Origin of the sequence: Acinetobacter sp. OYA S30 (assembly GCF_033599315.1) — a bacterium.
GTDB classification, from domain to species: Bacteria; Pseudomonadota; Gammaproteobacteria; order Pseudomonadales; family Moraxellaceae; genus Acinetobacter; species Acinetobacter baumannii.
This window is the reverse complement of sequence record NZ_JAWVAV010000002.1, coordinates 31,199-43,700: the sequence shown is the minus strand read 5'-3', so window position 1 is coordinate 43,700 and position 12,502 is coordinate 31,199. Positions and strand designations below refer to the sequence as shown.

Here is a 12,502-nt window from a genome sequence, read left to right as displayed (position 1 = left end):
TTTATTCATGTAAGTTTGTGGTAATTTTCTGCATGATTTGCAGAAGAACATCAAACTCACTTTGCAACGGCGTACTTTTACGAGTAACAAGTGCTAAAGTACGGCTAGGTGCGTCTTCAATTGGTTTTGCAGTAATCTGATCATTAAATTTGATCATACTATTTTCAATTGCGATTTCTGGTAAAAGAGTAAAGCCTAAATCGGAAGAAACCATCTCAACCAATGTTGGTAGAGAACTTGCTTTTAAGCGGTTATCGTTTTTACGTTCACCAATTGGACAGGCACTTAATACGTGATCACGTAAACAGTGGCCTTCTTCAAGCAAAATAAGACGTGATAAATCGAGATCATCAAGAGAATTTGCTTGAAGTGCATTTGTATCTTGCTTACTACAAACAAGATATAAATTTTCTTTTGAAATTTCAGCTACTTTTAAACTTCTTGTGTCAAAAGGTAGGGCAAGGACAATCATGTCCAAATTACCATGTTCTAGGCGCTCCACAATCTTCTCACTTTGAGCTTCATGTAAATGCAACTGAATCTTCGGTAATTGTTGATGCACTTCATCAAGTAACCGTGTCAGGATAAAAGGTGCAATTGTTGGAATAACACCCAAATGAAGATCACCTGTTAATGGTTCACTCATTTCACGGCTTAAACGCATTAAATCCTGAGCATCTGCTAGCAATACACGGGCTCGAGCAACAACTTGCTCACCTAATGGCGTTAAACGCACATTCTGACGGTCACGCTCAACCAGAACGCCACCTAGTAGCCTTTCCAGCTCCATAATGCCGCCCGATAAAGTCGATTGGGTAACAAAAGAGCGACGTGCTGCTTCAGTAAAATGCAAAGTTTCCGACAACGTAACTAAATATGATAGCTGTCTTAGTGAGGGTAATGCAGCCATAGTGTCCTAGTATGATGATTTAAAGTGATGCGCAAATAAACCGCTAAGCTGTGGAATAAAATGGGCAGGGATATCATGCCCCATTCCATCAATTAATTCAAACTTAGCACCGGAAATTGCTTTTGCTACGGCCTTACCGTGACTCGGTGGAAGTAAGCGGTCACGAGAGCCATGCAAGACTAAAGTGGGTTGCTTAATTTCACGGTCCAGTTGCAGTAAGGAACCTGTACATAATATTGCTAAAAACTGTTGAAGTACACCAGCAGGATAGTAGCTACGTTGATAAAGTTTTCTTGCAGTTTGAACGGCTTCAATATGGTTAATATAGCCAGGGGAACCAATCAATTGGAATAATTTTAAACTGTGATTTACAATTCCTTCTTCATCACGTGATTCTGGCTTGCCAATCAAGCTTAAAAGTTGCTTAGGGAACGGTGGCGGTAGAAACGGTTGATTATTACTGGTAAACATCAAACCTAATTTTTCTACTTTTTCCGGATATTTTGCAGCGAGAATCTGGGCAATCATGCCACCCATTGAGGCACCAATCACATGTGCTTTGCTTACTCCTAAACGGTCGAGAAGCATAGAAACGTCATCTGCCATATCATAAAGCGTATAAGGCGCACCCTGATTTCTTAGCCCTAAAGCAAAACGTCCCATCAATTTCATGGTATTTAAACGTTTACCTTGATGGCGGACTTTTGAAGAAAGGCCAATATCACGGTTATCAAAACGGATAACACGAAAACCTTGATCAATGAGTGATTTGCAGAAAAAGTCCGGCCAAAATAGCATTTGGGCACCTAAACCCATAATCAGCAAAATAGTCGGATGTTCTGGTTTTCCACCTACTTCTACATGTAGCTCGATACCATTGCCTAAATTGACTTTGGTTTCCTGCATAAATGGAGTGTACGGTGAAATACTAAATTGTAAGGCGCTATTCATGTTATGCATTCCTTGAGGGAATACTCAAGATCATGAGCATTCCCAATTTAAACCTTATGCTTGGGCAGGAATAAGATCTGGAACAAGCTTAGTTAAAGTTAAACGTTGCTTGCCTGCTGTTGCACCTAACAATACGAAACCACGCAATGTTCCTTCATTGTCAATTGCTTTGGCAAGCATACCATCGTCGAATTCTTCAGTTTCCCAATTTACATCCACATCAACTGGTGCCGGTAAAACTGTAAGCGGTGCAGCCGGAGTTTTTACCGCAACCGGCATAGCAGGGTAATGTACATTTGTTTGTTGACCACTTAATGTTTTTGCTAGAGCGCGGGCTTGTTGCATAATTGGCATTACATATGGAAGCAGGGTACCGTTAACTTCCGCACAGTCACCAATCGCATAAATATCTGCTTGATTGGTTTCAAGTAAACTATTGGTAATCACACCACGGCTGGTTTGAATATTTGCGCTTTGAGCAAGAGAAATATTCGGTTGTAAGCCAATCGCTGAAAGCACAATATCAGCAACCAAAGTCTGACCATTTGCCAATGTAACCGCGTAATCTTCACCGTTATTGATTTTACTGACTTTTTCAACGGTTGTGCCTAAGGCAAATTTAACACCCGCTTCTTCAAGATTCTGCTGGAATGCTGAAGCAATGTGTGAAGGTAATAAACGGCCTAATGGTTGAGGCGCTAAATCAATTACCGTTACATCATATTCACTATGAAGTAAGTCATTGGCAAATTCACAACCAATCAAACCAGCACCCAAAATCACAACACGTTTATCTTTGCGCTGAGCAAGGTTTTCACGGAAGGTACGATAATCAATCAGTGAGTTCACCACATGAATGTCATCACTACCATCACCTGCAATTGCAAGACGAATCGGGTTAGCACCGACAGCTAAAATTAATTTTGAATAGGGTTGCTGAGAAATAACGCCGTCTTTTTCTAGAACAAGTTCATGACGCTCAGCTAAAATTTCTTTCACCCAAGTAAAAGGTTCAATACGCATATTGAGTTGGGCACTCATTTTTGCAGCATCACCTAATGGAATCTGTTCTGGGGCTTTTTTTCCTGCAAAAGCGTTGGATAAGGTTGGTTTTGCATAGTTCACCGCATCATCCGCACAAATCATCACAAGTTCTTGCTCTGGGTTAAGCTTACGGAATTCACGTGCTAAGGTATAACCCGCCATGCCTGATCCGATAATGACGATTGGATGCATTTTTTTCTCCAGAATTAGAATTGTTAATTTAAAACGGTGATTGGTGATATATAAAAAAGACCATGTAAATCATGGCCTTTTAATTTAAGACATTAGATTTCGATCATTTCGAAGTCAGCTTTTGAAACGCCACAATCAGGGCAAGTCCAGTCATCAGGGATATCTTCCCATTTTGTTCCAGCTGCAATGCCGTCTTGTGGCCAACCTTCTGCTTCATCGTAAATCCATCCACAAACGATACATTGATATTTTTTCATGAGACTCTCCGCACTGATAAGTTTGCTCAAAGCTGCCTTTCAGTAAAACTATTCCATCTATTAATAATGTAACTACGATCCGCTCAATAATAACTAATGTCGCTTTGATCGGATATCAAATTTTTACGCAGTTCTACATTTAAAGTAAAGCATATAAGGGAGTTTAATCATTCATAAGCAAAGATGAATGGCATATCGAGACAAATAAATGGTTATTTAGGCAAAAATTCAACATAAACACATAATAAATCATATGTTTTTAAGAGTTTATTCATGCAAGGAGACGGTGAGTGATATGAAGGGTTACAAAAAGAGCAAAGCATTTATATAAATAAAGTTCTTAAAAAAGTAATCTGGTTAATAAATGGACAAATAAATTAATGCTTATATAAAACAGAAAAGTTTATTGAACATTTAATTAACGGAGAAAAAGGAATTCGAATATGGAAACTCTAATATATGAAGTAGAAATTAATGCCCCTATAGAAAAAGTATGGGACGTACTCTGGAATAGTGAGACCTATAATGCATGGACGAAATTCTTTGCTCCAGATTCTTCAATGCGCACAGATTGGAAAGTCGGTGGTAAAACATATTTTCTAGACGGAGAAGGAAATGGAATGGTTTCGACCATTGAAGAAATGAAAAAGCCTGAAGTACTAATTTTTAAACATTTAGGAATGATTAAAGACGGGAAAGAAGACTTAGAAAGTGAAGAGGTGAAAGGCTGGAGTGGTTCGCTAGAAAAATATTTTTTAAGTCAAAATGGGGGTACTACAACGGTAAAAGTAGAATTAGCCACCTTACCTGAGTACATCGGTATGTTAAAAAGTGGCTTCGTTCAAGGCTTTGAAGCTGTAAAACAAATGGCTGAAAAATAAGTTTCTGTAATTCGATTTGTTATCTTTTTACATAATAAGTTTTTTGAAAATTATGTGTCATACGTAAATTCAAGCAAAATATTTTTTATGAATTTTGGTAATGAGATCATTAAGACGAGAAGGATAAGCAAGACGATGATGGCCTCCGTCATAAGTTTCTATTGTCATATATGGTGACAGCTTTTCCTGTACTTGATACATATCAAGTTGCTCGTCTCCTAACTCTAAATAGGCCATTTTAGGGTTAGAGTGGTCAAGATCTTCGTCACAAAGGTGAGGGTAATCATTACGAAAATTAGGTGTAAGGCTTGGGTTGGCAACAATAACAGCTAATTTATGTTGAGCTGCAGTTTTCAAAGCCCAATAACCGCCGAGGCTATGACCGACTAACAAATCAGGTTTAATTGTTTCAATCGCTTGATGATAAAAGTCTTTAACTGAGGCATAACTTAGGTTGCGATAATCAACATCAATACAAAATTTTTCAGGATGTAAAATGGCATGAAATTTTGTTGATTCACGAGAAGAATCCAAGCCATGTAAAAATAGAATTTTCATTATTTACTACACAATCTCATAGATAAAATAAAAGGCAAATAGGGCCTTTTCAAATCGAGGTTATTTGGATTTTTTTATATTTTACTCAAACCTAAAAAAAATGAACTTAGCGATTGGTCTAAGTAATTTTTATCATTCAATGTCCACTCAGATTGATGGATTGGACTTTTTTCGTTTTTGTTTGATTGAAATCGTTCGAAAAACCTCAGCAATCTGTTAAGCTATGCCACTTCATTTTTACTTAACCGAGGCAGAGATGACGCAACAAAACGCTCAATCGACTTCTGAACCAACTATTTCCGAAAACGATTTAATTGCACAGCGTCATGCCAAATTAAAGCAAATTCAAGATGTTGCAAAGGAAACTGGAAAGAGTCCTTGGCCAAATACATTCAAACGTGAACATTACGCTGCTGACTTACAAGAACAATTTAAAGATCAGTCTAAAGAACAAATCGAAAGCGCTGAACATGTTTATGTAAAAGTTGCTGGCCGTGTCATGTTAAACCGTGGTTCTTTCATGGTGATTCAAGACATGACTGGTCGTATCCAATTATATGTTGACCGTAAAGGTTTACCAAAAGATACGCTTGAAACTATTAAAGGTTTAGATCTGGGCGATATTATTGCTGCTGAAGGTTATATCGGTCGTTCTGGCAAAGGTGACTTATATGTACACCTTGAAGGTTTTGAACTTCTTACAAAATCGCTTCGTCCATTGCCGGATAAATTTCATGGTTTGAATGACACAGAAGTTAAATATCGTAAGCGTTATCTTGACTTAATTGTGAATGAAGAAACGCGTAAGACTTTTGAAATTCGTGCCAAAGTCGTTGCTGGTATTCGCGCATTTTTAACTAATGAACGTTTCATGGAAGTTGAAACGCCAATGATGCATGTGATTCCGGGTGGCGCATCTGCACGTCCGTTTGAAACGCATCATAATGCTTTAGATATGCCATTATTCTTGCGTATCGCACCTGAGCTTTATTTAAAGCGTTTAGTAGTGGGTGGTTTTGAGCGTGTGTTCGAAATTAACCGTAACTTCCGTAATGAAGGGGTGTCAACACGTCATAACCCTGAATTTACCATGATCGAGTTTTATCAGGCATATGCTGATTATAAAGACTTGATGGCTTTAACTGAAAACATGCTTGAAAAGTTAGCCCTTGATATTTTAGGTACAACTGATGTGCCTTACCAAGGTGAAGTATTCAGCTTTAAAGGGCCATTCAAGAAAATCTCTATGTTTGATGCGATTTTGGAGAATAATCCGCAGTTCACGCCTGAAAATGTAGGCGATCGTGAATTCCTTGCAAAATTTGTTCGTGAGGAATTAAAAGAAGAAGTTAAACCTGGTTTTGGTTTAGGTAAGCTTCAAACAATCGTATTTGAAGAAACGGTTGAGACTAAACTTCGTCAGCCTACTTTTATTACTGAGTACCCAGCAGAGACTTCTCCACTTGCTCGCCGTAATGATGATAATCCGCACATTACTGATCGTTTTGAGTTCTTTATTGGTGGCCGTGAATTGGCAAACGGCTTTAGCGAGTTAAATGATCCGATTGATCAGGCTGAACGTTTCCAAGCGCAAGTTGCTGAAAAAGATGCTGGTGATGATGAAGCAATGCATTACGATGCAGAGTTTGTTGAAGCACTTGAATATGGTTTACCTCCAACAGCGGGTGAAGGTATTGGTATTGACCGTTTGGTTATGCTTTTTGCAGACGCACCAAGTATTCGTGATGTAATTTTATTCCCGCATATGCGTCGTAAAGAAGGTTAATTTAATCTTCAATGTAGAAAAAGGCAGTTTATACTGCCTTTTTTATTAACTATTTATATATAAAATACTTAAGTTATAGAAAACTTAAAACACCGTTAAAAAATGTAATTGCACAGTTTAACAATTGCAAATTTGCGATAAAAAAATTAATGTGTTGCTCATAAATAACTTTGAGAATTGTGCTGACATGTTTTTAAGAAAAACACTTTCGATTGCATTATTAGCAACTGCTTCATCGGCTGTTTTTGCACAAGGTTTAGTGCTTAATAATGATGATTTACGTACCGACTTAAACTGGTTGAATCAACAAGGTGTTATTAACATCAGCACTTCTACTTGGCCATTAAGTGGTGATGAAATTCAAAGAGCGCTCTCTCAAGCTAAAGTGACTCATCCAGCACAGCAAAAAGTTATTAATTCAGTACTTAATGCATTAAAAGCGGATAACAATACAGTTAAAGTGGGTGCTTTTGCTGAATCTGATATTAAAAATATTCCTCAAGCATTCGGTGATAACCAAAAATCACAGTACCAAGGTTCATTAGAGTTTAATGCTGGTGGTGAAAATTGGGATGCAAAAATCCGTGTAAACGCAGAAAAAGACCCTCAAATTGATAGTGGACATGACGTTAATGTCGAAGGTTCATATGTCGCTGGTAAACTCTGGAACCAATGGATCGTTGCAGGTCAAATTCCAACATGGTGGGGACCTGGACATGATGGTAGCTTAATCCGTGGCGATGCAAGTCGTCCTGTGTATGGCGTGACGGCACAAAGAGCTGTACAAAATGCTTTTGAGACAAAATGGTTATCTTGGATTGGACCTTGGCAATATCAAGCATTTGCTGGTCAATTAGATGATTATAAAGCGGTCCAGGATGCTAAATTAATCGGATTACGTTTAACTGCACAACCATTACCCTATTTAGAACTAGGTGCTTCACGTACAATTCAGTGGGGAGGAGATGGACGTTCGGAAAGTTTTAGCTCTTTATGGGATGCTATTAAGGGCAACGATAATGTCTATGGCGATACTGAAAATCCATCAAACCAATTGGCTGGATTTGATGGGCGTTTATTATTGCAACCTCTTTTAAATATCCCAGTAAGTCTTTATGGTCAATATGTTGGTGAAGATGAAGCTGGACTACTTCCTTCTAAAAAAATGTATTTAGCAGGAGTCGACTATTCTTCTAGCTATAATAATATGCCATATCAACTTTATGCAGAATGGGCGGACACGCGTACTAATGGGGATGTAAAGAGTATCTCTTATACGCATTCGGTTTATAAAGATGGTTATTACCAACATGGTTTCCCATTAGGTCACGCGATGGGTGGCGATGGACAAATGTATTCTGTGGGTGGTGATATCCGCTTTGACGTGATGAACCGTTTAAGCGGTCGTGCTATGGTGGTTAAAGTTAACCAATCTAACTTGGCAATTAATAAAGCATTCCCTAAAGATGATGAAATTAAAGCGCTTGATTTAACTTGGACACATTACATCAAACCTGATCTTCCATTAAAAATTAATGGTTGGGTAAGTGATTCTGACTTGGAAGGTAATGATGCGGGTGCATCGATTGGAGTAGAAATTCCTCTAGAGCGTAAAATGTTTGGTTTCTAATTTTTAGTTAACCTTATAATAAGAAAGAGAGGCTACAGAGGCTTCTCTTTTTTTATGGTTTTTAAAGAAATCTAAAGACTAGAACATGATTTGCTTAAGTCGACTACACAAGCTAGGATTACAAAGTTGTATAAGTGAATCAGCATATTACATGTATATGATGAATTTGAATATCAATATGAAAAAACAAGCAAAAGAAATCGGTTTTAAATCACTATAATGCATAACTAATGCTATAAGCCATATAAAGGCTTGTGGTTGGACTATTTATCACGAAAAATTGGAGTTGTTATGGCACTCGTTCCTCCACATGGTCTTCTAAGTGGTGGTGTAATACCGCTTCTAGATTTTATGGGCAAAATGGATAGAGAAGGGCGTGTTCATGACTGAATCAAGACTTACACATCTCAAGCAACTTGAAGCTGAGAGTATTCATATTATCCGTGAAGTAGCCGCAGAATTTGAAAATCCAGTCATGCTTTACTCAATTGGTAAAGACTCGGCTGTGATGCTTCATCTTGCATTGAAGGCATTTTATCCTGCAAAACTTCCTTTCCCTTTATTACATGTAGATACGGGCTGGAAGTTTAAAGACATGATCGCGTTTCGCGATAACATGGCAAAAACTCATGGTTTTGATTTAATTGTTCATCAGAATAAAGAAGGCCGTGAAGCAGGAATCAACCCATTTGATCATGGCAGTTCGAAATATACGGATATTATGAAAACCCAAGCTTTAAAACAGGCTTTGGATAAATATCAGTTCGATGCTGCTTTTGGTGGGGCGCGCCGTGACGAAGAAAAATCACGTGCGAAAGAGCGTGTGTATTCATTCCGTGATAGTAAACATCGTTGGGACCCTAAAAACCAACGTCCTGAACTTTGGAATCTTTACAACGGTAAAGTGAACAAAGGCGAAAGTATTCGTGTATTCCCGTTATCAAACTGGACAGAGTTGGATATCTGGCAATATATCTATTTAGAAAATATTCAAATTGTTCCTCTTTATTTCTCTGCTGTTCGTCCTGTGGTTGAGCGTAGTGGTACGCTAATCATGGTTGATGATGAACGTATGCGCTTAAAAGAGGGTGAAGTTCCACAAATGAAGTCTGTACGTTTCCGTACGCTTGGCTGTTATCCATTAACAGGTGCAGTTGAGTCTGAAGCTGATACATTGCCAGAAATTATTCAGGAAATGTTGTTGGCAACAAGTTCTGAGCGTCAAGGTCGTATGATTGACCATGATGAAGCAGGCTCAATGGAAAAGAAAAAGCAAGAAGGCTATTTCTAAGACAGTTTCTAAATTTGTGGAGTTTGAGCAATGTCTCATCAATCAGACTTAATCAGCCAAGACATTCTGGCGTATTTAAAACAACATGAACAAAAAGACCTTTTGCGCTTTTTGACTTGCGGTAACGTAGATGATGGTAAAAGTACCTTAATTGGTCGTTTACTTTACGATTCAAAATTGATTTATGAAGATCAATTGCAAGCTGTAACACGTGACAGTAAGAAAGTGGGCACAACAGGTGATGCACCAGACTTAGCACTACTTGTAGATGGTTTGCAGGCTGAGCGTGAGCAGGGTATTACCATTGATGTTGCTTATCGCTATTTTTCGACTGAAAAGCGTAAATTTATTATTGCTGATACACCGGGCCATGAACAATATACTCGTAACATGGCAACAGGTGCATCGACTGCTGATCTTGCAATCATCCTGATCGATGCGCGCTATGGGGTACAAACTCAAACTCGTCGTCATACGTTTATTGCGAGTTTGCTTGGAATTAAAAATATTGTTGTTGCCATTAATAAAATGGACTTGGTTGAATATTCATCTGAACGTTTTAATGAAATTCAGGTTGAATATGATGCGTTCGTGAGCCAATTGGGTGATCGCCGTCCAGCCAATATTTTATTTGTTCCAATTTCTGCTTTAAATGGTGATAACGTTGTAAATCCATCAGCTCATACTCCTTGGTACAAGGGGCAAACCTTAATGAGTATTCTTGAGTCTGTGGAAATCAACCGCGAGTCAAGTAAACATGAATTCCGTTTCCCTGTTCAATATGTAAACCGTCCAAATCTCGACTTCCGTGGCTTTGCGGGTACAGTTGCATTAGGTGAAATTAAAGTTGGTGACGAGATTGTGGCGTTGCCTTCTGGTAAGCGTTCTACAGTTAAGGAAATTGTTACTTTTGACGGTAATCTTGAGCAGGCAGTTGCGGGTCAGGCAGTCACCTTAACGTTAAATGATGAAATTGATATTAGTCGCGGTAATGTCTTAGTACGCGCAGGCGAGCAACCATTAATTTCAAGAAGTGTTCGTGCTTCAGTGGTATGGATGAATGAACACCCACTTGTAAAAGGTAAGTTGTACAATATTAAGATTGGTACACAAACTGTTCCAGCAAAAGTGACTAATATTAACTACCGTGTAAATGTGAATACGCTCGAACACACTCAAGTAGAAGAGCTTGAGTTAAATGCGATTGCAGATGTTGTCGTTGAGTTTGATGCTCCAGTCGTGTTTGACCGTTATCAAGATTCACGTTACACAGGTTCATTTATTTTTATTGACCGTTTAAGTAACGTAACTGTTGGCGCGGGCATGGTAGAAGCCGCGGTAGAGTGGACTGCTCATAGTAATCCTGTTACTGCTGAAGATCGTGCTGCTCGTTTAGGTCAAAAACCTGCTGTTATTGGTGTTTCTGCACAGTTAATTGAAAAAGCTCAAGCTTTAGAAAGTTTGCTGATTCAGCAAGGTGTAGTTGCGATCGCGAAAACAAGCTTAACAGCTGAGCAATTGGTTCTATTACGTGAGACGGGTGTTATTATTATCACAACCGCTGTGGATGGTACAGATACCGAGATAACTGCTGAAACGGTAGAAGAAGCAGTAGAGAAAATTGTGGAATTAGTTCGTCTTTAATAGATTGAAAATAAGTTCTAAAAACCCGCGTAAGCGGGTTTTTTATTAAGTTTAGAAAACATTTTGAGCTTTTAAAGTTAAATATTCTCTTAAATCTTTAGGGTAGCTCTGAATCATTTTTAAAAATATATCTCGATCACCTTGATATAAGGCGCGTGTTGCTTCCTCGTAATTTGGCATATTGCCTAACATAGCAGACATAAAGCGGTCGATGGCTTGTTTGGCTAGCATAATATTGCCTTCAGAATGTGGGTTATTTAACTCTTTATCAATTAACTTGCGAATCACTGCTGATGCACTTGCACTTTGTTGATCTAACCAATCCCAATGTTTTTTCTGTAAAGTGATTTCACGTGAAATTACTCCAAGTTTAGGTCGTCCAACTTTTTTAATTTCTTCCGGTTCAGCATAACGTTGTTGAAGTTCTTGTTCCGAACCAGAAAGATCAAGATCAATTTGTTGACCTGTTTGATCATTAAAAATCAGAATATTTTCTGTTGTTTTAGGAAGAGTTTTTAGTTGCTTTGCAAGTTCAACAAGGGAGTCACTCGCAATAAGCGTGCTTCCAGTGAAAGCAGTATAGGTGATTTTAGTATTCATTTTAGTCGCATATTTTTATCTGGGTAAAATAATATTATCAGGGTAAAAATAATTTGGCAAATGGTAAAAATCATAACCAAAGAATTAACTGATTTTATGAGTGCAGTCTCTGAGATTAGGACTATAAAATAGTCAAGATAATAGGCTATTTAAAATTTTACTCTGCTTTAGTATCGCTTTTATGAGAGAATACGCCTTTAGTTGTATGTATAGAGACTCCTATGTTTGAGCAATCTCCTGAATCTTTAAGCGATATCGAAATTTTAGACATTTTACAGTCGATGAAAAAAGATAAGCTAGATACGGAAGCAAATGAGATCATCCGTAACGGGGGAAAAGCAGGACGTCAGGAAGCGCATAAGCTGGCTTTGGTGGCACTAAATACAAATTTTGAAGAGAAGTTTGTAGAGGCAGTTACTCTTGCACTAGGTTTAAATACAGCTCAAGCTAAAAAAATTCGCTATAAAAAAGATCGAATTCGTATTTTAAAAGCGCGTGGTATTGATTATCTTGCTATTGATGGTGCAGAGACAGCGCAAGTTTTGGCACAAATTTCACAAGCAATTGTCCGAGAAGATGCAATAGTTACTCATGACTTGCATAATATTTTCCCATTTTGGAAAGAAGGCTTTCCAATGGTGCAATTTGATAATGCCTATAAAATTTTACAAGAAGATATTAGCTTGCACTTTCATGCGTTCTTAGATGCCATGATTGAGTATGTAAATAAATAAAAAATAAAAAATAAAAGCCCCGAT

13 protein-coding genes are annotated in these 12,502 nt (G+C 38.1%); 7 read left to right on the top strand and 6 right to left on the bottom strand.

Features of this window, described 5'->3' with window-relative positions; all coding sequences use genetic code 11:
• Position 1: 1 nt before the first annotated feature.
• The 4 genes from oxyR to rubA form a co-directional block, all read right to left on the bottom strand.
• Entirely contained in the window at positions 2–910 is a 909-nt protein-coding gene (oxyR, locus tag R5R67_RS01495) for a LysR family transcriptional regulator OxyR (protein ID WP_000729506.1), read from the bottom strand.
• Between the two features lie 6 nt (positions 911–916).
• Positions 917–1,861, bottom strand: a complete 945-nt coding sequence (gene estB / locus R5R67_RS01490; protein WP_001083350.1) for an esterase EstB — start codon at positions 1,859–1,861, stop codon at positions 917–919.
• A gap of 54 nt (positions 1,862–1,915) precedes the next feature.
• Complete coding sequence (rubB, locus tag R5R67_RS01485; RefSeq protein WP_000553409.1) at positions 1,916–3,097, bottom strand: rubredoxin reductase RubB; 1,182 nt, start codon at positions 3,095–3,097, stop codon at positions 1,916–1,918.
• Between the two features lie 92 nt (positions 3,098–3,189).
• Positions 3,190–3,354 (bottom strand): rubredoxin RubA, encoded by a 165-nt coding sequence (gene rubA, locus R5R67_RS01480; protein WP_000760495.1) that lies wholly within the window; start codon positions 3,352–3,354, stop codon positions 3,190–3,192.
• A gap of 443 nt (positions 3,355–3,797) precedes the next feature.
• Here rubA and R5R67_RS01475 point away from each other — a divergent pair, with 443 nt between their 5' ends.
• Positions 3,798–4,235, top strand: a complete 438-nt coding sequence (locus R5R67_RS01475; protein ID WP_000449051.1) for an SRPBCC family protein — start codon at positions 3,798–3,800, stop codon at positions 4,233–4,235.
• A 69-nt stretch (positions 4,236–4,304) separates the two neighbouring features.
• Here the strand turns inward: R5R67_RS01475 and R5R67_RS01470 are convergent, their stop codons facing one another.
• Complete coding sequence (locus R5R67_RS01470) at positions 4,305–4,793, bottom strand: YqiA/YcfP family alpha/beta fold hydrolase (RefSeq protein WP_000697203.1); 489 nt, start codon at positions 4,791–4,793, stop codon at positions 4,305–4,307.
• Positions 4,794–5,049: 256 nt separating this feature from the next.
• On the opposite strand from R5R67_RS01470, the gene lysS reads away from it, so the two are divergent.
• The 5 genes from lysS to cysN all read left to right on the top strand — a co-directional run bounded on the left by lysS (position 5,050) and on the right by cysN (position 11,144).
• Positions 5,050–6,579, top strand: coding sequence for a lysine--tRNA ligase (lysS, locus tag R5R67_RS01465; RefSeq protein WP_000193744.1), 1,530 nt, complete (start codon positions 5,050–5,052; stop codon positions 6,577–6,579).
• 187 nt (positions 6,580–6,766) lie between these two features.
• A complete protein-coding gene (locus R5R67_RS01460) occupies positions 6,767–8,209 on the top strand; it encodes a capsule assembly Wzi family protein (RefSeq protein WP_000479771.1) in 1,443 nt (480 codons plus the stop codon).
• 258 nt (positions 8,210–8,467) lie between these two features.
• The gene (locus R5R67_RS01455; RefSeq protein ID WP_002011285.1) at positions 8,468–8,599 is read left to right on the top strand and encodes a hypothetical protein; all 132 of its coding nucleotides are present in this window, start codon (positions 8,468–8,470) and stop codon (positions 8,597–8,599) included.
• Positions 8,592–9,500 (top strand): sulfate adenylyltransferase subunit CysD, encoded by a 909-nt coding sequence (cysD, locus tag R5R67_RS01450; RefSeq protein WP_000140408.1) that lies wholly within the window; start codon positions 8,592–8,594, stop codon positions 9,498–9,500. Before R5R67_RS01455 ends, cysD begins: the two co-directional genes overlap by 8 nt.
• A 30-nt stretch (positions 9,501–9,530) precedes the next feature.
• The gene (cysN, locus tag R5R67_RS01445) at positions 9,531–11,144 is read left to right on the top strand and encodes a sulfate adenylyltransferase subunit CysN (protein WP_000019501.1); all 1,614 of its coding nucleotides are present in this window, start codon (positions 9,531–9,533) and stop codon (positions 11,142–11,144) included.
• A gap of 51 nt (positions 11,145–11,195) precedes the next feature.
• Here cysN and R5R67_RS01440 read toward each other — a convergent pair whose 3' ends face one another.
• Positions 11,196–11,744: a DUF2239 family protein gene (locus tag R5R67_RS01440; RefSeq protein WP_001092995.1), complete on the bottom strand. Its 549-nt coding sequence runs from the start codon at positions 11,742–11,744 to the stop codon at positions 11,196–11,198.
• 221 nt (positions 11,745–11,965) lie between these two features.
• On the opposite strand from R5R67_RS01440, the gene R5R67_RS01435 reads away from it, so the two are divergent.
• Positions 11,966–12,478, top strand: a complete 513-nt coding sequence (locus R5R67_RS01435) for a hypothetical protein (protein WP_000462909.1) — start codon at positions 11,966–11,968, stop codon at positions 12,476–12,478.
• Positions 12,479–12,502: the final 24 nt, after the last annotated feature.

What these genes read in the sequence shown, in the direction of transcription:
- oxyR (WP_000729506.1), bottom strand. Translation starts at nt 910, where the DNA reads ATGGCTGCATTACCCTCACTAAGACAGCTATCATATTTAGTTACGTTG.
- estB (WP_001083350.1), bottom strand. Translation starts at nt 1,861, where the DNA reads ATGAATAGCGCCTTACAATTTAGTATTTCACCGTACACTCCATTTATG.
- rubB (WP_000553409.1), bottom strand. Translation starts at nt 3,097, where the DNA reads ATGCATCCAATCGTCATTATCGGATCAGGCATGGCGGGTTATACCTTA.
- rubA (WP_000760495.1), bottom strand. Translation starts at nt 3,354, where the DNA reads ATGAAAAAATATCAATGTATCGTTTGTGGATGGATTTACGATGAAGCA.
- R5R67_RS01475 (WP_000449051.1), top strand. Translation starts at nt 3,798, where the DNA reads ATGGAAACTCTAATATATGAAGTAGAAATTAATGCCCCTATAGAAAAA.
- R5R67_RS01470 (WP_000697203.1), bottom strand. Translation starts at nt 4,793, where the DNA reads ATGAAAATTCTATTTTTACATGGCTTGGATTCTTCTCGTGAATCAACA.
- lysS (WP_000193744.1), top strand. Translation starts at nt 5,050, where the DNA reads ATGACGCAACAAAACGCTCAATCGACTTCTGAACCAACTATTTCCGAA.
- R5R67_RS01460 (WP_000479771.1), top strand. Translation starts at nt 6,767, where the DNA reads ATGTTTTTAAGAAAAACACTTTCGATTGCATTATTAGCAACTGCTTCA.
- cysD (WP_000140408.1), top strand. Translation starts at nt 8,592, where the DNA reads ATGACTGAATCAAGACTTACACATCTCAAGCAACTTGAAGCTGAGAGT.
- cysN (WP_000019501.1), top strand. Translation starts at nt 9,531, where the DNA reads ATGTCTCATCAATCAGACTTAATCAGCCAAGACATTCTGGCGTATTTA.
- R5R67_RS01440 (WP_001092995.1), bottom strand. Translation starts at nt 11,744, where the DNA reads ATGAATACTAAAATCACCTATACTGCTTTCACTGGAAGCACGCTTATT.
- R5R67_RS01435 (WP_000462909.1), top strand. Translation starts at nt 11,966, where the DNA reads ATGTTTGAGCAATCTCCTGAATCTTTAAGCGATATCGAAATTTTAGAC.